14 protein-coding genes are annotated in these 22,492 nt (G+C 50.2%); 8 read left to right on the forward strand and 6 right to left on the reverse strand.

Translation table 11 applies throughout. The features are described 5' to 3' along the window. Window positions 1–11 precede the first annotated feature (11 nt). Window positions 12–2,288, forward strand: a complete 2,277-nt coding sequence (clpA, locus tag CPY98_RS07355) for an ATP-dependent Clp protease ATP-binding subunit ClpA (RefSeq protein ID WP_025800943.1) — start codon at window positions 12–14, stop codon at window positions 2,286–2,288. 175 nt (window positions 2,289–2,463) lie between these two features. On the opposite strand, the gene infA is transcribed toward clpA, so the two are convergent. From infA to CPY98_RS07380, 5 genes are all read right to left on the reverse strand, one after another. Then, the gene (gene infA / locus CPY98_RS07360; RefSeq protein ID WP_002211347.1) at window positions 2,464–2,682 is read right to left on the reverse strand and encodes a translation initiation factor IF-1; all 219 of its coding nucleotides are present in this window, start codon (window positions 2,680–2,682) and stop codon (window positions 2,464–2,466) included. Between the two features lie 95 nt (window positions 2,683–2,777). Then, a complete protein-coding gene (gene aat / locus CPY98_RS07365) occupies window positions 2,778–3,509 on the reverse strand; it encodes a leucyl/phenylalanyl-tRNA--protein transferase (RefSeq protein WP_043492307.1) in 732 nt (243 codons plus the stop codon). Window positions 3,510–3,568: 59 nt separating this feature from the next. Further along, a complete protein-coding gene (gene cydC / locus CPY98_RS07370) occupies window positions 3,569–5,290 on the reverse strand; it encodes a cysteine/glutathione ABC transporter ATP-binding protein/permease CydC (protein ID WP_096387043.1) in 1,722 nt (573 codons plus the stop codon). Between the two features lie 2 nt (window positions 5,291–5,292). Next, window positions 5,293–7,065, reverse strand: a complete 1,773-nt coding sequence (cydD, locus tag CPY98_RS07375; RefSeq protein ID WP_096387046.1) for a cysteine/glutathione ABC transporter permease/ATP-binding protein CydD — start codon at window positions 7,063–7,065, stop codon at window positions 5,293–5,295. A 230-nt stretch (window positions 7,066–7,295) separates the two neighbouring features. Then, on the reverse strand, window positions 7,296–8,195 hold the full coding sequence (locus tag CPY98_RS07380) for a LysR family transcriptional regulator (RefSeq protein WP_096387049.1): 900 nt from the start codon (window positions 8,193–8,195) through the stop codon (window positions 7,296–7,298). 128 nt (window positions 8,196–8,323) lie between these two features. On the opposite strand from CPY98_RS07380, the gene CPY98_RS07385 reads away from it, so the two are divergent. Next, entirely contained in the window at window positions 8,324–9,571 is a 1,248-nt protein-coding gene (locus CPY98_RS07385) for an alpha/beta fold hydrolase (protein WP_231899446.1), read from the forward strand. A 92-nt stretch (window positions 9,572–9,663) separates the two neighbouring features. Here the strand turns inward: CPY98_RS07385 and trxB are convergent, their stop codons facing one another. Further along, window positions 9,664–10,626, reverse strand: a complete 963-nt coding sequence (gene trxB, locus CPY98_RS07390; RefSeq protein ID WP_046358720.1) for a thioredoxin-disulfide reductase — start codon at window positions 10,624–10,626, stop codon at window positions 9,664–9,666. Between the two features lie 792 nt (window positions 10,627–11,418). Here trxB and lrp point away from each other — a divergent pair. From lrp to dmsA, 6 genes are all read left to right on the forward strand, one after another. Continuing rightward, on the forward strand, window positions 11,419–11,913 hold the full coding sequence (gene lrp / locus CPY98_RS07395; protein WP_008812989.1) for a leucine-responsive transcriptional regulator Lrp: 495 nt from the start codon (window positions 11,419–11,421) through the stop codon (window positions 11,911–11,913). A 200-nt stretch (window positions 11,914–12,113) separates the two neighbouring features. After that, window positions 12,114–15,887 carry a DNA translocase FtsK 4TM domain-containing protein gene (locus CPY98_RS07400; RefSeq protein ID WP_096387055.1) on the forward strand — a complete coding sequence of 1,258 codons (3,774 nt, stop codon included), beginning with the start codon at window positions 12,114–12,116 and terminating at the stop codon, window positions 15,885–15,887. Window positions 15,888–16,176: 289 nt separating this feature from the next. Continuing rightward, window positions 16,177–16,788: an outer membrane lipoprotein chaperone LolA gene (lolA, locus tag CPY98_RS07405; protein ID WP_025800949.1), complete on the forward strand. Its 612-nt coding sequence runs from the start codon at window positions 16,177–16,179 to the stop codon at window positions 16,786–16,788. A gap of 26 nt (window positions 16,789–16,814) precedes the next feature. Beyond that, on the forward strand, window positions 16,815–18,158 hold the full coding sequence (locus CPY98_RS07410) for a replication-associated recombination protein A (RefSeq protein WP_096387058.1): 1,344 nt from the start codon (window positions 16,815–16,817) through the stop codon (window positions 18,156–18,158). A 108-nt stretch (window positions 18,159–18,266) separates the two neighbouring features. Beyond that, the gene (gene serS / locus CPY98_RS07415) at window positions 18,267–19,559 is read left to right on the forward strand and encodes a serine--tRNA ligase (RefSeq protein ID WP_025800951.1); all 1,293 of its coding nucleotides are present in this window, start codon (window positions 18,267–18,269) and stop codon (window positions 19,557–19,559) included. A 483-nt stretch (window positions 19,560–20,042) separates the two neighbouring features. After that, the gene (gene dmsA / locus CPY98_RS07420) at window positions 20,043–22,487 is read left to right on the forward strand and encodes a dimethylsulfoxide reductase subunit A (protein WP_043492488.1); all 2,445 of its coding nucleotides are present in this window, start codon (window positions 20,043–20,045) and stop codon (window positions 22,485–22,487) included. Window positions 22,488–22,492: the final 5 nt, after the last annotated feature.

Raw genomic sequence — 22,492 nt, forward strand, 5'->3', positions numbered from 1 at the left:
GGGAGGTGCCTATGCTCAATCAAGAACTGGAACTCAGTCTCAACATGGCGTTCGCCAGAGCGCGCGAGCATCGCCATGAGTTTATGACCGTGGAGCACCTGCTGCTGGCACTGCTTAGTAACCCTGCTGCGCGTGAAGCGCTGGAGGCTTGCTCTGTTGATCTAGCCGCTTTGCGTCAAGAACTCGAAACCTTTATTGAACAAACCACACCCACGTTACCTAACGGTGAAGCCGAGCGTGATACTCAGCCTACGCTGAGTTTCCAACGCGTTCTGCAGCGTGCTGTTTTCCATGTTCAGTCCTCAGGCCGCAATGAAGTTAGCGGCGCGAACGTACTGGTCGCGATTTTCAGCGAGCAAGAGTCTCAGGCTGCGTATCTGTTGCGCAAGCACGACGTGAGCCGCTTGGATATCGTGAACTTCATCTCGCATGGCACACGCAAAGACGAAACTGGACAGGCGCCAAATGCCGAAAATCCAGCACCGGAAGAGCCTGCTAGCGGTGAAGATCGCATGGAGAACTTCACCACGAACTTAAACCAGCTTGCACGCGTCGGCGGTATCGATCCGTTGATAGGCCGCGATAAAGAGCTGGAGCGTGCGATTCAGGTGTTGTGCCGTCGTCGTAAAAACAACCCGCTATTGGTTGGGGAGTCCGGCGTCGGTAAAACCGCGATTGCGGAAGGGCTTGCTTGGCGAATTGTGCAGGGCGACGTGCCTGAGGTGATGGCGGACTGCACCCTGTATTCACTGGATATTGGTTCATTGCTGGCGGGTACAAAATACCGCGGCGACTTTGAGAAGCGCTTTAAAGCGTTGCTCAAACAGCTTGAACAAGATACCGATAGCATCCTGTTTATCGATGAAATTCATACCATCATCGGTGCGGGTGCAGCGTCTGGTGGGCAGGTTGATGCGGCTAACCTGATCAAACCGCTGCTGTCTAGCGGCAAGATCCGCGTGATCGGATCGACGACCTATCAAGAGTTCAGCAATATCTTTGAAAAAGATCGCGCCTTGGCGCGTCGTTTCCAGAAGATCGATATTACTGAGCCAACCCCAGATGAAACGGTACAGATCCTTAATGGTCTGAAACCAAAATATGAAGCTCATCATGACGTGCGCTATACCGCGAAAGCGATTCGCGCGGCGGTTGAGCTGTCGGTTAAATACATCAATGACCGTCATTTGCCAGATAAAGCCATTGACGTTATTGATGAAGCGGGCGCTCGTAGCCGTTTAATGCCGGTGAGCAAGCGTAAGAAAACCGTCAACGTCGCTGATATTGAATCTGTGGTCGCTCGCATTGCGCGCATTCCAGAGAAAACCGTATCAGCCAGCGATCGCGACGTGCTGAAAAGCTTGGGCGACCGTCTGAAAATGTTGGTGTTTGGACAGGATAAAGCCATCAGCGCGCTGACCGAAGCGATCAAAATGAGTCGTGCTGGTTTAGGTCAAGATCATAAGCCGGTCGGTTCGTTCTTGTTTGCTGGCCCAACGGGCGTAGGTAAAACCGAAGTCACGGTCCAATTGGCGAAAGCCTTGGATATTGAGCTGCTGCGTTTTGATATGTCCGAATATATGGAACGTCATACCGTTAGCCGTTTGATTGGTGCGCCTCCGGGATACGTCGGCTTTGACCAAGGTGGTCTGCTGACGGATGCGGTGATCAAACATCCTCATGCGGTTCTATTGCTGGATGAAATCGAAAAAGCGCATCCTGACGTCTTCAACCTGTTATTACAGGTGATGGACAACGGCACCTTAACGGATAATAACGGCCGTAAAGCCGATTTCCGTAACGTGATTTTGGTGATGACGACCAACGCCGGTGTGCGTGAAACTCAGCGTAAATCAATTGGCTTTGCGCAGCAGGATAACAGCACCGACGCGATGGAAGAGATCAAGAAGGTGTTCACGCCAGAGTTCCGTAACCGTCTGGATAACATCATTTGGTTCAACCATCTGTCGACTGACATTATTCAGCAGGTGGTGGATAAGTTCATCGTCGAACTGCAGGCTCAACTGGATGCTAAAGGCGTTTCGTTGGAAGTGAGCGAAGCAGCGCGTTTGTGGCTGGCAGAGAAAGGCTACGATCACGCGATGGGCGCTCGTCCTATGGTACGTGTGGTGCAGGAAAATCTGAAAAAACCGTTGGCGAACGAATTGCTGTTTGGTTCGTTGGTGGACGGTGGCTCTGTCACCGTTGATTTGAGCGAAGATAAGCAGCAGTTAACGTATGAATTTTGTAGCGCACAGAAGCGTAAAGCCGAAGACGCCCTACATTAACCGAAGTTTAAGAAGTAAAAGAAAAGAGCGCCAAAAGGCGCTCTTTTTTTATGGCTGAAATTTAAGTTTTTCAGCTAACTCTCAGTGATATTTATGTGTCTCGTCAGACCGTCATATCACCGCGAGTATAATTTATGCCGCAGATGCGTGAACGCAGGTGCGCAGGGTGAGCCTATCAGCGGCTACGGAAGACAATGCGGCCTTTGCTCAGGTCGTACGGGGTCAGCTCTACAGTGACTTTGTCGCCCGTCAGAATGCGGATGTAGTTTTTACGCATTTTACCGGAGATGTGAGCGGTAACGACGTGTCCGTTTTCTAATTCAACGCGGAACATCGTGTTTGGTAACGTATCAAGTACGGTACCTTGCATTTCAATATTGTCTTCTTTGGCCATCGAATCCTCTAGGTATGAGTACCATATTTTTTAATCGGCAAGATAATGCCGAAAAACCCCGATTATGTAAAGGAGTGTCGGTGGTTCTTCATCCATTACGGGCAATTTTGATGGGGTTTTATCGCAAACTCGCGTGAAATAATAGTTTGGGGTTTCCAGCAGGCGGGATTAATTACCTTATTCTGGTCAATCCGTAAGTGGTGTAAATAATCACTGCGCGGGATATTACGCGCACCTAACGACTCAGTGTGCGCGTTAAGCACCTGACAGTCAATTAATGTTCCCCCAAACGACACAAAATGCTCACAAAACGCAATTAGAGCCGTTTTGGAGGCGTTTGTGGCGCGGCTGAACATCGACTCGCCGCAAAAGAGAGAGCCTTGTAACACGCCGTACAGGCCGCCTACGAGCCGATCTTCTTGCCAGACCTCAACGGAGTGCGCATGGCCAAGTTCGTGCAACTTCACATAAGCTTGCTGCACGTCCTCACCAATCCATGTGCCTTCTTCGCGTTGATCGGCGCATTCACGAATGACATCGGCAAACGCCTGATTAATCGTGACTTCAAAATCGTGCTTACGTAAAAATTTCGCCATGCTACGGCTAATGTGCAACTCATGCGGGAATAAAACCGCACGTGGATCGGGCGACCACCAGAGGATGATGTCCCCCGGTGTGAACCATGGGAATATCCCCGCACCGTAGGCGGCAAGTAAACGGGCAGGGCGTAAATCCCCGCCAATGGCCAGCAACCCGTTCGGTTCACGCAGTGCGAGATCCGTTGGGGGAAATAACGTTGATTGCCGATCCAGTTGCATGATGCGCATCAAAATATTCCAATCTGAATGAAAAACATCATTGGCCTGTTAATTATTACCCGTATTAACTATAGCCGCTGGCACAGCTGATAATATCGGCCTTTTTCGTCAAGAAGTTTAGCGTGATGCCCTTGTTCGACGATCTGGCCATTTTCCATCACGCAGACCCGATCCATTTTATCCAAGCCTTGCAGGCGATGAGTAATTAAGATCAGCGTTTTGTGTTGGCAGTGCTGCATGATCAGCTCAAGGATTTGCTTCTCTGTGTCAGCGTCTAAGCCTTCAGTGGGTTCATCCAATAGCAGCAGCGGTGAGCGATGCAGCAGCGCACGAGCAATACCTAAGCGACGCTGTTCGCCGCCTGAAAGCGGTCGGCCGCCGTCGCCGAGCCATGCATTTAGCCCTGTATCTTCTAGCAATTTGCCTAAGCCTACCTGCTCCAATACGGTTTTTAGTTCAAGATCGGTCGCTTGGTCATTGGCGATTTTTAAATTATCACGCAGCGTTGAGCTGAAAACATGTACGCGTTGGCTGACGACGCCAGTGGCTTGTCGCAGCGTTGCTTCATCAAAGTCAGGTAGCGGCATATCATTCAGGCGAATTTCGCCCTGAGAGCAGTCCCATGCGCGTGTTATCAGCTGTAACAGGGTTGATTTACCACAGCCGGTACGTCCGAGCAGGGCGATTTTCTCTCCGTGCTGCACCGAAAGGGAAATATCGTTAAGTACTGAAACCGGTTGATTTGGATAGCTAAAGCTCACGTGGTCAATGTTAACGGCAATCTGTTCACTCAGTGCGGGGCCTGATCGAGGGAATGTTACCTCGGGTTTTTGCTCAATCATCTGCGCTACGCGGGTTGCTGATGCGGTGACCTGTCCCAAATGCTGGAAGGCACCGGCAACCGGAGCTAAGGCTTCAAAAGCGGCCAGAGATGAGAAGACAAACAGCGCTATCAGCGCACCGGGCTGGGCATAGTGCCCAACGCCACCGGCGGCGAGCCAGAGCATTAAGGTGAACGTTAACCCTGAAGCCAAAATCATCAAAGCCTGTGCGGCACCGGTTAAAGACGCTTGCTTCTGCTGTTGCTGTTGCCAGTCGCGCTCTTTGGCATCCAGCGCCTGACGAAAGCGGTCAGCCGCGCCGTAGATGGCGAGTTCTGCTTGCCCTGCAACCCACGTAATTAATAAAGTGCGGTAGTCGGCACGGAGTTCAGTGAGCGCAATCCCAACGGGCTTTCCTGCTTGATAAAAACCTAGCGGCAAACAAAACAGCAGCAACAACATGATGCCGCCCAGCGTGATTGCTAGCGTAGGATCGAACCAAGATAAACCGGCCGTAACGACCACGATCACCACGATGGCGCTAATCAGCGGAGATATTACGCGGAGATAGAGATGATCGAGGGTGTCTACGTCAGCAACCAAACGGTTGAGTAACTCCGCCTGACGAAAACGCGCAATGGCTCCCGGCGACAGCGGCAGTATTTTACTAAAGGTGAATACGCGTAGATGGGAAAGCACGCGAAACGTTGCATCATGGCTGACAACGCGCTCGGCGTAGCGCCCTGCGGTACGGATAATCGCCGCTCCGCGTACGCCAGCGGCTGGCAGCATATAGTTAAACGTCATCAGCCCTGCTAGCCCAGCCAGCGCTGAGGCAGCAAGGAACCAACCCGAAAGCATCAAAAGCCCAATGCTGGCGAGAAGGGTAATGATAGCCAGAACTACGCCCAGTGAGATGAGGAACCAGTGGCGACGATAGAGTGCTAAAAACGGCAAAAGTACGCGCATGGTTATAGCTCCTTACTACGGGTTGCAAGCAGATCGGCAAAAGGCCCTTTTTGCTGGCTGAGCTCGGTATAAGCGCCGCGCTGAACCAGCTTGCCATTATCCATTACCCAAATTTGGTCGTAGGCACTCACATCATCTAACTGATGCGTCACCATCAGCGTGGTTTGCTGATGCGAGGCTTCAGACAATGCCTGCATGACAAGCTGCTCGCTGTGCGCATCCAAACTGGCTGTGGGTTCATCTAACAACAAAAGGCGGCATGGACGAAGTAAGGCGCGCGCCACTGCAACACGCTGTGCTTGGCCGACCGAGAGGCGAGCGGCACCCTCACCGATTTCTGTATCAACGCCTTCATTTAGCAGGGGCAAAAACTCGGTAACATGCGCACGTTCTAACGCGGTGGTCAGTTGTTCTTCTGTGGCCTGAGGAGCGCCCAGCAGCACATTAGCCCGCAGCGTGGTCTCTGGCAGATTAGGGTTTTGCCCAATCCAGCCGAGGACCTGACGCCAGCTCGCTGGCGCTAATTCACGTAGCTCTTTTCCATCAACTAAGAGGGAACCGCGGTAGGGGAGGAAGCCGAGTAACGCGTTAATCAACGAACTTTTCCCAGCGCCGCTAAAGCCTACCAGCGCAATTCTCTGCCCTGCATCAATGCTGAACGTCAGTGACCCAGCCAGCACTTTTCCCTGTGGTGATAATACTTCCAACTCTGAAGCCACAATGCTAATGGGATGCGTACCGGTTAACTGCTCTTGGCCTTGCCCCTGCGCTGGGCTTTCTGCATCTTCTGCTAAAAAAGTCACCAGAGATTCAGCCGCGCCCACGGCCTGTGCTTTCGCGTGGTAAAAAGTGCCTAAATCACGCAGCGGTTGGAAAAATTCCGGTGCCAGAATAAGCACCAGAAAACCCGCAAAAAGAGTCACGCTGGTGCCATAGCTACCAAAGTTGAGTTCGCCCAGATAGGAAAAACCAAAATAGACCGCCACCACGGCGATTGAGATGGAGGTAAAGAACTCCAACACCGCAGAGGAAAGAAACGCCATACGCAGCACTTCCATAGTGCGGCTGCGGAAATCTTCCGATGAACGACGGATATTGTCGGTTTCGGCGGCGGCGCGATTAAACAGGCGTAGCGTATCTAAGCCACGCAAGCGATCGAGGAAGTTGCCGCTTAAACGTCCTAATGCCAAGAAGTTTCGGCGGTTAGCATCGGCGGCACCCATACCAACCAGCGCCATAAACAGCGGGATCAACGGCGCTGTGACCAGCAGGATCATACCTGCGGCCCAGTTAATCGGGAATACGGTGATCAGAATCAACAGCGGGATCATGGTTGCCAGATACATCTGCGGCAAATAGCGAGAGTAAAACTCCTGCATGTCTTCAATTTGTTCAAGAATTAACGTTGCCCAATGTCCGGCTGGTTTTCCTTGTATCCATGCAGGGCCGAGTTCATCGAGCCGATTGAGCACCAAGTTTCTAATTTGCACTCGTACTACTTGGCCACACTTAAAACCAACGCGTTCACGCAGCCAGCTTAAGGCTGAACGTAGCACAATGGCGGTAATCAATAAGCCAAAAGGCAGCAGGAGAGATTGGCGCGGTACCTGCTCAATAATCAAATCATGCAGCAGTTTCGCCAAGATCCACGACTGAGCGACGATCAGAAGTCCGGATATCAAACCGAGGATCATAGAAATTCGAAGCCAACGGCGAGCCAGCGAACTGCGCTGTTTGAGCCATTGGGTTAATTCGCGTTGTCTGTTTTTATTCATGTGTTGCGATGGTTTCTAAAGCAGATGAAGCGTCGAAAAGAGTGCTGATGGCCGGCCTATTTTATCTTTACTCACCGGTTCACGCGTAAGCTCTGATATTACAACGGCCTGCGGGGACATGAAACCAAAGGAAGGTAAATTCTGTTAACAACTGTGGGGGAGTTCAGATAACAAGTTCGCAATCTAATCATAATGAGCGTGAATTGACAGTTTGTTAACCGCTTAATGAGCTATGCAAGATCGGAAAAAGCGGGCTGATAACGCCCCACTACGGTTTTAATAAATTCACTAACCGCGCGGACGCGTAACGAAGTCCTTAGATCGGCGTGTGTGATTAACCACAGATCTTCTGAGAAGACGTGCTGGCTTGGGATAACTTCCACCATGTCAGTGTCATTAGCGACTAAAAATGCAGGCAATAATGCAAGACCAATACCGGATTTTGCGGCTGCGAGTTGCTCTGCAACGCTGCTGGTCACTAAGGCTGGACTTGTATCGTAACCGCGTTGAGCAAGCCAGTTTGCGGTCGGCAAATGTGCATAGGCACGATCCCAAATGATAAATGAACGACCCGAAATAGGCTTGTTTGCAGGCGCTGGATGCTGTTTCAGATACTGAGTGCTGCCATAAATAGCTGAATTCATGGTACCTAAACGCTGCATGACCAAATTACCACTTTGTGGCCGAACTAAGCGTAGCGCAATATCGGCTTCGTAACGCGATAGATCAGAAACACTAATGCCAGAAATGATTTCTAATCGCAGTTTGGGGTAGCGAGAGATAAATTCTGGAAGGGCTGGAATAATCATATTGACCGCTAAACTTTCTGGTGTAGCGAGTCTAACGGTACCCGTGGCGCTGGTATCGAGATCTGCGAGTTCTATCTGTAGTGCGGTAATACTGTCTTCCACGGCGGAAACTTTGCGCAGAACATTTTTGCCTTGGTCGGTAAGAAAATATCCGGTGGCATGACGGACAAAAAGAGGCGTATTTAAATCCTGTTCCAATGCGGTTATGCGACGTGAAACGGTCGATTGGCTGACCTGCAGTTCTGCTGCTGAGCCGGTTAGGCTACCTGTGCGTGTAACACTCAAGAAGTAGCGCAGATCATCCCAGTTCATATTTTTCATTTTTGGAAAACCCCTTGGTGTTTATGTCTGTAGTTATGCGTATTTGAATGAATAATAATCTATGCAGTTTCCGGCAACCAGCGAAGAAACTAGCATATTCGGATTTTTTCATTTGAGGCGTTAGACACATGACAACACTATCTCACTTAGAGCCAGCGACGATGACATCCCATTGTGACGCTGTGCGAAAATATTTTGCGGCATTTGGTTGTGGAGATATTCCTGCGGCGTTAGCGCTGATGACAGAGGACGTTGTTTGGCATATTGATGGCGTGCCGAGCGTTTCGACCGTGGGAATATTATATGGGCGTGCTCAGGTGCGGGAGTGGTTAGAATCGTTTCCCGTTAATTTTAAACCGCAGATATTTACCGTTGATCGCTTGTTTGAGTCAGGCGACTCTGTGCTTGCGTTAGGCCGTTTTCGTCATACTGTTTTGTCGACTGGGCATACCATCGGTAGTGACTACGTTGTTCGTTTCGAGATGAAAAATGGACTGATTTCCCGTTATCAAATCTTTGAGGACTCCGCTTTATTAGCCCGTGCATTTGATCCTGAAGATAGCTTTGAACGTCATCAAATTCGCATTAATGGAAATGTGTATGCCTATACCGATATCGGGAGTGGGCCAGCAATTGTCTTTGCCCACGGTCTTTTTTTAGATCGAACCAGTTTTGAACAGCAGGTAAAGGCGTTGTCGAAAAATCATCGGTGTATTGTTTTAGATATGCCCGGGCATGGTGAGAGTAGCGTATTTCCTTCTGCATGGAGCTTACAGGATGCAGCGAAGGATATTGCTCTGATGGTGACAGAATTGGCTCTGGGCAAGGTGACGTTTATTGGGCAAAGCCAAGGGGGAATGATCGGCATTCGGATAGCAGCGCAGTTTCCTGAGCTGATTAGCCAATTAGTGATTATTGGTGCGAGTGCTCGTGCAGAATATGCTGAACGGCTTGGCGAGTGGGGCAAGCTAAGAAAGATACTACGCAATGGAAGTAGGGCTGAGAGAGAGCTAGCGTTCTCACGGATTCAGCAACGTTTGTGTCCAGAGCAATGGCTAAATGAAAACCATGAATTGGTTAAACGCGAGATAGCCATTATGTTAGCTCACGATACCGTTGGTATAGCTCGAGCACTCAGTGCCGCCACTCTCAATCGTGTTGATATTCGCCATTTGTTACCACAAATAAACATTCCGGTACTGATTGTTTGTGGCGATCTTGATCGGGCAACGCCCGTTGAACTCAGCCAAGAAATGGCCGAAAAAATGCCTCTTGCAGATTTATGTATTCTAAAAGGCGTAGGACATCACCCTCAGCGAGAAGCCTCTGATGAGCTGTTATCCGCGATTGAGTGTTTTTTGCTACGTGCTGCATAGCGTTTGAGCTAGCATTCGGGATGATAAAAAAACAGCCGGTTGCTTTCGTGCAATCGGCTGTTGATATCAGAATAAGCGAGCAAATGGCTAACTTATTTTACAGCGGCTAAGCCATCCAAATAACGCTCGGCATCAAGCGCCGCCATACAGCCGGTGCCCGCGGAGGTAATGGCCTGACGATAGATATGGTCCATAACGTCACCCGCGGCGAAAACGCCGGGAATGCTGGTTTGGGTAGCGTTGCCACTCAGGCCAGATTGAACCTTGATATAGCCGTTTTCCAGCGCGAGCTGACCATCAAAAATGGCTGTGTTCGGTTTGTGGCCGATAGCCACAAACAAACCTGTCACGCTCAGTTCTTCAACGGTATCGCTGTCGGTCGCTTTTAAACGTAATCCGTTTACACCCATAGCATCGCCTTGAACTTCATCAAGCGTGCGGTTGGTGTGCAGCACAATGTTACCGCTCGCAACTTTATCCATCATGCGTCCGATCAAGATTTTTTCGGCGCGGAATGTATCACGACGATGTATCAAGTGAACCTTGGAGGCGATATTAGATAAATAAAGCGCTTCTTCAACCGCAGTATTACCGCCGCCGATCACCGCCACTTCTTGTTGGCGATAGAAGAAACCATCACAGGTCGCACAGGCAGATACGCCACGGCCTTTGAACTCTTCTTCGGAAGGCAGGCCGAGATATTGCGCGGAAGCGCCGGTTGCAATAATCAATGCGTCGCAGGTGTATTCCTGAGAATCGCCAAACAGGCGGAATGGGCGGTTCTGCAAATCGACACGCTGGATGTGGTCAAAAATAATCTCGGTGTTAAATTTGGCCGCGTGCTCGTGCATACGTTCCATCAGCAGAGGACCGGTGAGCCCTTCGGGATCGCCTGGCCAGTTTTCGACTTCTGTCGTGGTGGTGAGCTGACCGCCTTTTTCAACGCCGGTAATTAATACTGGGTTCAAGTTAGCGCGTGCCGCGTAGACCGCCGCTGTATATCCTGCAGGGCCTGAGCCCAAGATCAGGAGTTTGCTGTGTTTGACTGTGCCCATGAATTCCTCTTTTCCAATTTTACCGGACAATAACTCGATTGTAGGGAAGTTAGCGCCTGAAAAAAAGCGTGCAAAAAAAATGTTATCAATTTGTTTGATAGTGGCTAGCTATCGATTAGTAAAAATCATGGCAGCAGATAATTTTTTTTAAACCTATTCCGATAACATTCTTGCCGAGAAAGCCCCCTAATAGCGCTTCTTAGCGACGCTTATTCGTCTGTTTTGACGGTTTATTTTGTTGTCGCCTCGAAAGTCTTCTTTAGAATAGTTGGCATGTTCGTCTGATTTTGCTTCTTTTGCTTTGACAATCGCCTGTGCATTTGCGAAAACATGGATGTAGGGAAGAACTTGTCTTTGGTTTTTGTGGCTTGAAAGGCATTTAGCAGAATTTTTATCTGCTTGAAGGCAACAAATAGCCTATTGAACTAAAACAGCGCTTTCTTCTCCTGATGTAAGAAATACCGCGTATACGAAAAGAAATGTGTAGTGCTTAGATTGGCTTCAATGAGTGGCGTTAGGGATCGTGGTCTTACGATGAACCTCTATGTGCATTGATTTGGAATCAGAGCAAAGCAATTATGCGAGCCCTCGCATGTGAATTAAGTGCAATCTGCGAAAACAGATGGAGTTGAAAGCTAGCTTCGGCGGATTTATCCGGCTGTTTTCGTCATCATAAGCAATGGGAATTGCTGATTGACTGCAGGCATGGGGTTTTCGTTTGGGACAAATCCTTAACAAATTGAACTTGTTGAGGGGATGGCGAGCAGGGAAGGATATAAGAGAGACAATAAGATGGCAGACAATAAAAAGCGCCCCGGTAAAGATCTCGACCGTATCGACCGTAACATCCTGAATGAGTTGCAGAAGGATGGACGAATTTCGAACGTTGAGCTTTCAAAGCGAGTTGGCTTATCACCAACTCCATGTTTAGAACGTGTGCGTCGCCTTGAGCGTCAGGGTTTTATTCAAGGTTACACTGCGTTATTGAACCCGCACTATCTGGATGCATCCTTACTGGTATTTGTAGAAATTACCTTGAATCGTGGAGCGCCAGATGTGTTTGAACAGTTCAATACGGCTGTTCAGAAACTGGAAGAAATTCAGGAGTGTCATTTAGTTTCAGGCGATTTCGACTATCTGTTGAAAACGCGTGTGCCTGACATGTCCGCTTATCGTAAATTGCTTGGTGAGACCCTGTTACGCCTGCCTGGCGTTAATGACACCCGTACCTATGTGGTTATGGAAGAAGTCAAACAGAGCAATCGCTTGGTTATCAAAACACGATAACGGTAGCAGGTGCAAAACCTGATTAATTTGGTTACACTCCTGTGTATCTATACAGTTTCAACGCCGAGGGTAGACTCTCTCGGCGTTGTTATTGGTATGAGTTTTACTGAAATATAATATTACGTGGCAATGCGTTGTTCTAAAGCGGCAATAGGCAATAATAGTGCTATGGTGAAAAACAGGAACCTGGAGAGCCTTTCTTGAGCCAGGAATACACAGAAGAGAAGGACGTTACTCTCAAACGAATGAGCAGTGGACGTCGGTTATACGAGGCGTTACTCATCGTAGTAGCGTTGTTTTCTATTTATCTTATGGTTTCGTTGCTGAGTTTTGACCCCTCGGATCCGAGTTGGTCACAAACGGCATGGCACGAGCCTATCAATAATATCGGCGGCGCCGCAGGAGCATGGCTGGCTGATACCTTATTCTTCGTTTTCGGAGTGATGGGTTACGCCATTCCTCCCGTCATTATCGTTCTGTGCTGGTTTGCGTATCGCAAACGCGACGATAGTGGCTATGTTGATTATTTCTCTATTTCGCTCAAGCTTATCGGTATGTTGGCATTGGTGCTGGCATCGTGTGGCTTAGCGTCGCTGAACGTTGACGACCTTTACTATTTCGCCTCAGGCGGCGTGATCGGTAGCCTTCTCGCAAACGGCGTGATTCCTCTGCTGGGTAGCGTGGGCGGAACACTGCTTCTGCTGGGCGTTTGGGCGGTGGGGCTGACGCTGTTTACCGGCTGGTCTTGGCTGACGATTGCTGAAAAAATCGGTGGTGTTCTCCTCGGTGGCATGACGTTTATGAGTAATCGTTCTCGCCGCGATCGAGATGATGAATACGACTATGAAGACGATAGCCGAGAAGTGGTTACTGCCGAGCGTGAACGTTCAAAAGGTGAGGGCGCAGATGATGTATTGCTTAATACCTCCGCCGTGGAAGACGATGACGATATTCTGTTGGCTAAACCAGTAAAACAGCCTGTTGAAGCGCCTGTTGCTGATGTCGATGCTGAAGACGACGATCCTTTATTGGGTAAACTCCGTCCGTTGCACGAAGCTGAGAACTCGCTGAATGATGTGGCTCAGCCTGCAGTTACACCGACGATGGCCCCAACCGCGGCGGTTTCTGCCGTTGGTGCAGCGGTTGCCGCCGCTCAGCCGGTAGCCTCTGCTGCCACTCAGCCTATGACGTTCAGTGCTTCAGAACCCGAGCCTGTGGCGGAAATTAAGCCGAGCATGCCTCCGCTGTATTCCTTTGAAGTCCCTGAAGATAGACCGTCTAACGTGGCCAATCATTCATCTCGTCCAACGCGCTCTGCTTGGGATGATGAAGGCCCACGAATTGGCAGTTTTGAGCCTGAAACGCCTACTTCACAAATCGGGAATGCGTCATCGGGGATGAATTTCTCGGCCTCGCATTTTGATCGCGATGAATCGCCTGCGACGCCATATATTAATCCTGGCCTATCGTCGGATACGGTTCCGTTTGGTGCGGCCTCGCGTAACGATGTTGTTCCTGCAACCGTATCAACGGCTGCAGCCGCGGGCTCAATGTTTATGCCTGCGTTTAGCGCAACCGAAGACAGCAGCTTGCAGGTGAAACAAGGCGTCGGACCTGAACTGCCGCGTCCGAATCCTGTGCGTATCCCAACGCGCCGTGAGTTAGCCTCTTTAGGCATTAAACTTCCTTCACAGCGAATGGCTGAAGAGCAGGCGAAGAAAGAAGCAGAAGCTCTGCGCCAGCAAATGGTAGCCTCTCCAGAGCCGGAGCAGAAAACTGCACAGCCGATGGATGAGGAAAGCCTTGCCCTGCGTCAGGCGTTTGCCGAGCGACAGCAGCAGCGTTATGGTGAGCAACAGTATGCGCATCAGGCAGAAGATGAGCAGGCCGCTGAGATGGCGCGGTTGCAGAGCGAATTTTCTGCTCAGCAACAGCAGCGTTATCAGCCACAACCTGTCGCAGACGACCACGCATCAGCATTAAGCGGCGTGACCGCCTCGCGCAATGACCTGATGGACTTCTCTCCGGCGAAGGCGTTGAGCGAAGCAGCGGCTTCTAACCCTAATGCTTTCAGCTTTACCCCCGTTTCAGACTTAGTGGATGATGGACCTTCTGAGCCGTTATTTACTATTACGCCTGAGCAGGAAGAGAGCGCTGCGCGTGAAGATGATGCGTACGATGTTCCGTTTGGTCGCTACGATGAACCAGAACAGCCAGCGCCTGCGCAGTATGCACCGCGTCAGCAAGATCCTCGCTTTGCACCTGTGCAACAGCAGCCATCTGCGCCGCAAGCACCTCAGCCTCAATATAATCAGCATAATAGCCAGCCAGCACCGAGCGTGCAGCAAACTGCCGCGCCACAGTATGCAGCTCAAACTGCGCCAGTGCAGCAGCCTGTGGCTCAACAACCCGCTGGCCAGCATCCCGCGATGGATGGCTTAATTCACCCATTCTTGATGCGCGGTCATGAGCAGCCGCTGGAAAAACCAACTACGCCGTTGCCAACGTTGGATCTGCTCACAGAGCCTCCTGCTAACTCCGAGCCGGTTGATATGTTTGCGCTAGAGCAGGTAGGAAATCTGGTTGAATCGCGTTTGGCGGATTATCGCGTTAAAGCCGAAGTAGTCGGGATTTCGCCGGGGCCGGTAATCACCCGTTTTGAGTTAGATTTGGCGCCAGGCGTGAAAGCGGCGCGAATTTCTAACCTGTCGCGTGACTTGGCGCGTTCACTGTCTGCGGTTGCCGTGCGCGTGGTAGAAGTTATTCCGGGTAAGCCTTACGTTGGATTGGAGTTGCCAAATAAGCATCGCCAGACGGTTTATCTCAGAGAGGTTTTGGACTGCACCAAGTTCCGTGAAAGCCCTTCCCCACTGACTATCGTGCTGGGCAAAGATATTGCTGGTCAGCCTGTGATTGCCGATCTAGCAAAAATGCCTCATCTGTTGGTGGCAGGTACCACCGGCTCAGGTAAGTCAGTTGGCGTGAACGCCATGATCCTCAGCATGCTGTATAAGGCGACGCCGGATGAAGTTCGCTTCATCATGATTGACCCTAAAATGCTGGAGCTTTCGGTTTACGAAGGGATTCCACATCTGCTGACCGAAGTGGTCACCGACATGAAAGACGCCGCCAATGCGCTACGTTGGTGTGTAGGTGAGATGGAGCGTCGCTATAAGCTGATGTCGGCATTAGGCGTGCGTAACCTTGCTGGTTACAACGAACGCGTTGAACAGGCCATTGCCATGGGGCGCCCAATCCCAGATCCGTTCTGGAAGCCGGGTGACAGCATGGATATGACGCCGCCGGTATTGGAAAAACTGCCTTACATCGTGGTGTTGGTCGATGAGTTTGCCGATCTGATGATGGCCGTCGGTAAAAAAGTGGAAGAGCTGATTGCACGTTTGGCCCAAAAAGCACGTGCGGCGGGGATCCATTTGGTTCTGGCGACTCAGCGCCCATCGGTTGACGTTATCACCGGCTTGATTAAAGCGAACATTCCAACGCGTATCGCGTTTACCGTTTCGAGCAAAATCGACTCTCGTACTATCCTTGACCAAGGTGGCGCAGAATCGTTGCTGGGGATGGGGGATATGCTGTATATGCCGCCTAACTCGTCAATGCCGGTTCGTGTGCATGGCGCATTCGTTCGCGATGAGGAAGTGCATGCGGTGGTTCAGGATTGGAAAGCACGTGGACGTCCACAGTATATCGATAGCATCCTGAGCTCTTCTGAAGAGGGCGAAGGTGGGTTTGGGTTGGATAGCGATGAAGAGCTCGATCCGCTATTTGACCAAGCCGTTGCTTTCGTGGTGGATAAGCGCCGAGCCTCAATTTCAGGCGTTCAGCGCCAGTTCCGTATCGGTTACAACCGCGCTGCGCGTATCGTTGAGCAGATGGAAGCTCAGGGGATCGTGAGCTCACCGGGCAATAATGGTAACCGTGAGGTATTAGCGCCGCCATCGCATGATATGTAATTTCGTCATTGCTTGATGCCATGTTAGCGGGCGGTGATTTCACCGCCCGTTTTATTTATCGATGAGATGCAAAAATAGACGAATGTCTGTCAGCGAAAAGATGTGTAAATCACGGTCATTCAGAATGTTACCGATGATAACTCCATGTCTATTGGCTACAGTTAGCGTATTATATTGTTTAATATAAAGCGTGGTGTAACGGCTAGCGTGCCGTTGACCAGATGATAAAAATCAGCCGAGGTTATCTGTTTTTGCAGCTAACCATGACCGACAAAAGGTGTAGAAAATAATGAAAAAGCTGTTATTAGCGTGCTGTTTAATGACTGGTTTTGCATCGACCGCCGCGCTGGCGACGCCAAGCAGCGATTTGCAGAGTCGCCTGAATAAGGTCAACAGTTTCCATTCAAGCTTTACTCAAACCGTAACAACGGCCGACGGCGCTGCTGTACAGCAGGGAGAAGGTGAACTTTGGGTCAAACGTCCTAACCTGTTCAACTGGCACATGACCTCACCCGATGAGAGCGTTTTAGTTTCCGATGGCAAAACGCTGTGGTTCTATAACCCGTTCGTTGAGCAGGTAACCGCGACTTGGCTAGATAGCGCGACCAGCAATACACCGTTTATGCTGATTACGCGTAACGATGCGAAAGAGTGGAATCAGTACAATGTGAAACAAACCGGTGATACGTTTGATCTGACACCGAAAAGCCAGAAAAACAATCTGAAGAAATTTACGATTAGCGTATCGCCAACGGGCACCATCAATAGCTTTACCGCCGTTGAACAAGACGGACAAAGCAGTGCTTATAAGCTGAAAAGCCAGCAAAGCGGCGTGGTTGATGCCAGCAAATTCCAGTTCACACCGCCTAAAGGCGTGACGGTGGACGATCAACGCCAATAGACAAACTTGATGAATGGGAAAAGCCAGTGAGTAATCTGTCCCTCGACTTCTCGCAGAATGAATTCCAACCACTGGCCGCGCGTATGCGGCCAGAAACATTGAAGCAGTATATTGGGCAGCGTCACTTGCTGGCTGAGGGCAAGCCCCTGCCGCGTGCGATTGAGGCCGGACACCTGCATTCAATGATTTTGTGGGGGCCGCCAGGGACCGGGAAAACCACGCTGGCTGAATTGATTGGCCGCTACGGTAATGCCGACGTTGAGCGTATTTCGGCGGTGACTTCTGGGATCAAAGAAATCCGCGAAGCCATTGAACGAGCGCGCAATAATCGTGATGCGGGCCGTCGAACTATCCTGTTCGTCGATGAAGTCCATCGCTTTAACAAAAGTCAGCAAGACGCTTTCCTTCCGCATATCGAAGACGGCACCATCACGTTCATTGGTGCTACCACGGAAAACCCTTCGTTTGAGCTCAATTCTGCGTTGCTTTCACGCGCCAGAGTTTACCTACTCAAGGCGTTAACCAGCGAAGATATCGTTGAAGTGCTTAATCAGGCAATGGCCGATAAAGATCGCGGATACGGTGGGCAAAATATTGTTTTGCCTGATGACACGCGCAATATGATCGCCGAGCTGGTGGGGGGCGATGCCCGCCGTGCGCTGAATACGTTAGAAATGATGGCCGATATGGCAGAAGTGGATGCCAGCGGCCATCGCGTTTTAACCGCAAATCTGCTGAAGGAAGTGTCCGGCGAGCGCAGTGCGCGCTTTGATAATAAAGGCGATCGTTTTTACGACCTGATTTCAGCGTTGCATAAATCAGTGCGCGGCTCTTCTCCGGATGCCGCGCTGTACTGGTATGCACGTATTATCACCGCCGGTGGCGATCCGCTTTACGTTGCACGACGTTTGCTGGCGATTGCCTCCGAGGATGTCGGTAATGCCGATCCGCGCGGCATGCAGGTTGCGATTTCAGCCTGGGACTGTTTTACCCGTGTCGGGCCCGCAGAAGGTGAGCGTGCGATTGCACAAGCCATTGTCTACTTAGCCTGTGCACCGAAGAGCAACGCCGTCTATACCGCGTTTAAAGCCGCTGTGCGTGATGCCAAAGAGCGCCCTGACTATGATGTTCCCGACCATCTGCGCAATGCGCCAACTAAACTCATGAAGGAAATGGGGCTGGGGGCAGAGTATCGTTATGCGCATGATGAAACCAATGCCTACGCTGCGGGTGAAGTGTACTTCCCGCCTGAAATGTCACAAACCCGATATTATGTGCCCACTAACCGTGGTTTAGAGGGCAAAATTGGTGAAAAACTGGCATGGTTGGCTGAGCAGGATCAAAATAGCCCGACAAAACGCTACCGCTAATATTCCCATTGCGGTAAGGTTATCCCTGATAAAATACGCTTTACATTGAGCGTCTTGTGCTCAATGTATTGCTCATTATAACTCCCTCAATATAATCACAGGATTAGCATGCTAGATCCCAATCTACTGCGTAATGAGCTAGACGCAGTCGCCGAAAAGCTGGCTCGTCGAGGCTTTAAACTGGATGTTGACACTTTGCGTCAGCAGGAAGAACGCCGCAAAGTGCTGCAAGTTGAAACTGAAAGCCTGCAAGCAGAGCGTAACTCGCGATCCAAATCCATCGGTGCGGCTAAAGCGCGTGGGGAAGATATTGAGCCACTGCGTCTTGAAGTCAACGAATTGGGCGAAAAGCTGGATGCGGCCAAGTCAGAGCTGGATCAATTGCTAAATGATATCCGCGATTTGGCGTTGTCCATTCCTAACATGCCAGATGATTCTGTGCCGGTCGGTAGAGACGAAAACGACAATCTGGAAGTTAGCCGCTGGGGCGAGCCTCGTACGTATGATTTCGAAGTTCGCGATCACGTGACTCTGGGCGAAATGACTGGCGGGCTGGATTTTGCTGCCGCAGTTAAATTGACCGGTGCGCGTTTCGTCGTGATGAAAGGCCAAATGGCGCGTATGCACCGTGCATTGGCTCAGTTCATGCTTGATCTGCATACTGAACAGCATGGCTATCTCGAGACCTACGTTCCTTATTTGGTTAACCATGACACGCTGTACGGTACAGGCCAGTTACCTAAATTCGGTGGCGATCTGTTCCATACGCGTCCACTGGAAGAAGAAGCGGATTCCAGCAGCTATGCGCTGATCCCAACGGCAGAAGTCCCAGTCACCAACTTGGTGCGTGGCGAAATTCTGGAAGAAGAATCTCTGCCGCTGAAAATGACCGCACATACGCCATGTTTCCGCTCCGAAGCGGGTTCTTATGGTCGTGATACTCGCGGTCTGATCCGTATGCACCAGTTTGATAAAGTTGAGCTGGTTCAGATTGTTCGTCCAGAAGATTCAATGGATGCGCTGGAAGAACTGACGGGTCACGCCGAGAAAGTGTTGCAGCTGCTGAATCTGCCATACCGTAAAGTGCTGCTGTGCACCGGTGATATGGGCTTTGGCTCAAGCAAAACCTACGATCTGGAAGTTTGGGTTCCTGCGCAGAACACTTACCGCGAAATCTCTTCATGTTCAAACATGTGGGACTTCCAAGCGCGTCGTATGCAGGCTCGCTGCCGTAACAAGACCGACAAAAAACCACGTTTGGTGCATACACTGAACGGTTCTGGTTTAGCTGTGGGTCGTACTCTGGTTGCTGTATTAGAAAACTATCAGCAAGCTGATGGCCGAATTCAGGTACCAGAAGTTCTGCGTCCGTATATGAACGGTTTAGAATATATTGGTTAATTCCTAATATGTTTAATAAAAGCGCCTAAGGGCGCTTTTTTCGTTTATAAACTCAAATATAAATTCAGATCCTATTTTTAATATTGTTGCGGCTGTATTAATTCAGTTTAAAAGCATTTAAGTTGACTGATAGCTATTCTCAATCGTAAGTTTTTGATTTTGATAAGTTGCTAATTCCATCACATAAACCGCCAGCGGCCTGCTTGCGCGTGCCTTTATTGACATCAAACAATATGGATTACTCCCAAAGAAGTATTATCCATTTGAGAAAGTGGGCGCTGATATTTAATGACCTTCCATTCCATATCATTTCATTCTAATTAATTGCGAGTTGATTATTTTCCTTAGTGTTTTGAGCACACGCTGGATGATCAATTACGTAATAGGCCACTTTCTTTTTTGCTGACTAAAAAAACGCTGACTTTTGTTAGCGCTTTTTGCGGTCACATTTTTGATTTTGAAAGCAAACTGAGTGGGTATTGTATGAAAAATACGAAAGAGACAGGCTTATTGTCTGCGCAGGTAAGCCGCCGCAAACTGGTAAAATCCAGTGCCATTGGCGGTTTAGTTGCGGCAAGCGGTGGATTATCTTTGCCATTTGCCCGCAAGGCAGTCGCCCAATCAAACACCGCATCTGCTAACACCAATGAAAAAGTCATTTGGAGCGCATGCACAGTAAACTGTGGCAGTCGTTGTCCATTACGCATGCACGTTGTCGATGGCGAGATTAAGTATGTTGAAACCGATAATACCGGTGATGACAACTACGAAGGTTTGCATCAGGTACGTGCCTGCCTACGTGGACGATCAATGCGTCGCCGTGTTTATAACGCCGACCGCCTGAAATATCCGATGAAGCGCGTTGGTGCGCGCGGTGAGGGCAAGTTCAAACGTATTAGTTGGGAAGAAGCCTTCGATACCATCGCGGCGAGCATGCAACACATCATCAAAGATTATGGCAATGAAGCCATCTACCTCAACTACGGCACAGGGACGCTGGGCGGCACCATGACTCGCTCATGGCCACCAGGTTCAACGCTGATTGCCCGTCTGATGAACTGCTGCGGTGGTTACCTAAATCATTATGGCGACTACAGCACGGCGCAAATAGCCGAAGGGCTAAATTACACCTACGGTGGTTGGGCCGATGGCAATAGCCCATCGGATATTGAAAACAGCAAACTGGTGGTGCTGTTCGGGAATAACCCAGGCGAAACGCGAATGAGCGGCGGCGGGGTAACATACTATTTGGAACAGGCTCGTCAGAAATCTGATGCGCGTATGATCATCATCGATCCGCGTTATAACGATACGGGCGCTGGCCGTGAAGATGAGTGGGTTCCTATTCGTCCAGGCACCGATGCGGCGTTGGCCTCAGCGCTAGCCTATGTGATGATCAAAGAAGATTTAGTTGATCAACCATTCCTCGATAAATATTGCGTCGGCTATGATGAAAAAACCATGCCTGCCGGTGCGCCAGCCAACGGTCACTATAAAGCTTACATCCTAGGTGAAGGTGCCGATGGCATTGCTAAAACGCCTGAATGGGCTTCAAAGATCACCGGAATTCCAGCCGATAAAATTATTAAGCTCGGTCGTGAAATCGGTGCAGCAAAACCTGCGTATATCTCACAAGGCTGGGGGCCACAGCGCCACTCAAACGGTGAATTAGCCTCACGCGCTATTTCTATGCTGGCCATCCTAACGGGTAACGTCGGGATCAACGGCGGAAATAGCGGCGCGCGCGAAGGCTCTTACGATCTTGATTTCGTGCGTATGCCAACGCTTGAAAACCCCGTTCAGACCAGTATTTCGATGTTCTTATGGACCGATGCCATCGTGCGCGGTCCTGAGATGACGGCGAAGCGTGATGGCGTACGCGGTAAAGATAAGCTGGATGTGCCGATCAAAATGATCTGGAACTACGCAGGTAACTGCTTGGTTAACCAGCACTCTGAAATCAACCGTACGCATGAAATCCTGCAAGACGATAAGCAATGTGAAATGATCGTGGTGATTGATAACCACATGACCGCATCGGCAAAGTATGCCGATATTTTACTGCCAGACTGCACGGCATCAGAGCAGATGGATTTTTGCTTGGATGCGTCTGCGGGCAACATGTCATACGTTATCTTTGCCGATCAGGTGATTAAGCCACGTTTTGAATGCAAAAATATTTATGAGATGACCAGTGAATTGGCGAAACGCATGGGCGTGGAGGCGCAGTTTACCGAAGGTCGTAATCAGGAAGAGTGGCTGCGTCATCTGTATAAACAGTCTCAGCAAGCCATGCCAGGTCTGCCGTCGTTTGAAGAATTCCGTCAGCAGGGGATTTATAAACAGCGCGATCCTGAAGGGCACCATGTGGCCTACAAAGCGTTCCGTGAAGATCCGGCGGCTAACCCGTTAACCACGCCTTCAGGCAAAATCGAGATTTACTCTGCGCAATTGGCTGAAAAGGCAGCGACATGGGAATTGGCTAAGGATGATGTTATCGATCCTCTGCCAATCTACAGCGCCGGTTTTGAAAGCTATGAAGATCCGCTAGTTGAGAAATTCCCACTGCAGCTAACAGGGTTCCACTACAAAGCACGTGCGCACTCTACCTATGGCAACGTTGATCTGCTGAAAGCTGCGTGTCGCCAAGAGATGTGGATTAACCCGATGGATGCGAAAAAACGCGGCATCACCAACGGCGATATCGTGCGTATTTTCAACGATCGCGGCGAAGTTCGTATCAACGCTAAGGTGACACCTCGCATGATGCCGGGCGTTGTCGCACTGGGTGAGGGGGCATGGTATAGCCCTGATGCAAACCGCGTCGATCATGCAGGCTCAATTAACGTGCTGACCACCCAGCGCCCATCGCCGTTGGCGAAAGGGAATCCGTCGCATTCGAATCTTGTTCAAGTCACCAAGGCATAAGGAGT

It is taken from the genome of Hafnia sp. CBA7124 (assembly GCF_002355555.1).
Classification (GTDB): domain Bacteria; phylum Pseudomonadota; class Gammaproteobacteria; order Enterobacterales; family Enterobacteriaceae; genus Hafnia; species Hafnia alvei.

Excerpts from the sequence above, each read along its gene's own strand:
- CPY98_RS07380 (WP_096387049.1), bottom strand. The coding sequence starts at position 8,195 with ATGAAAAATATGAACTGGGATGATCTGCGCTACTTCTTGAGTGTTACA.
- lolA (WP_025800949.1), top strand. The coding sequence starts at position 16,177 with ATGAAAAAGCTGTTATTAGCGTGCTGTTTAATGACTGGTTTTGCATCG.
- dmsA (WP_043492488.1), top strand. The coding sequence starts at position 20,043 with ATGAAAAATACGAAAGAGACAGGCTTATTGTCTGCGCAGGTAAGCCGC.
- infA (WP_002211347.1), bottom strand. The coding sequence starts at position 2,682 with ATGGCCAAAGAAGACAATATTGAAATGCAAGGTACCGTACTTGATACG.
- aat (WP_043492307.1), bottom strand. The coding sequence starts at position 3,509 with ATGCGCATCATGCAACTGGATCGGCAATCAACGTTATTTCCCCCAACG.
- serS (WP_025800951.1), top strand. The coding sequence starts at position 18,267 with ATGCTAGATCCCAATCTACTGCGTAATGAGCTAGACGCAGTCGCCGAA.
- cydC (WP_096387043.1), bottom strand. The coding sequence starts at position 5,290 with ATGCGCGTACTTTTGCCGTTTTTAGCACTCTATCGTCGCCACTGGTTC.
- lrp (WP_008812989.1), top strand. The coding sequence starts at position 11,419 with ATGGCAGACAATAAAAAGCGCCCCGGTAAAGATCTCGACCGTATCGAC.
- CPY98_RS07385 (WP_231899446.1), top strand. The coding sequence starts at position 8,324 with ATGACAACACTATCTCACTTAGAGCCAGCGACGATGACATCCCATTGT.
- clpA (WP_025800943.1), top strand. The coding sequence starts at position 12 with ATGCTCAATCAAGAACTGGAACTCAGTCTCAACATGGCGTTCGCCAGA.
- trxB (WP_046358720.1), bottom strand. The coding sequence starts at position 10,626 with ATGGGCACAGTCAAACACAGCAAACTCCTGATCTTGGGCTCAGGCCCT.
- cydD (WP_096387046.1), bottom strand. The coding sequence starts at position 7,065 with ATGAATAAAAACAGACAACGCGAATTAACCCAATGGCTCAAACAGCGC.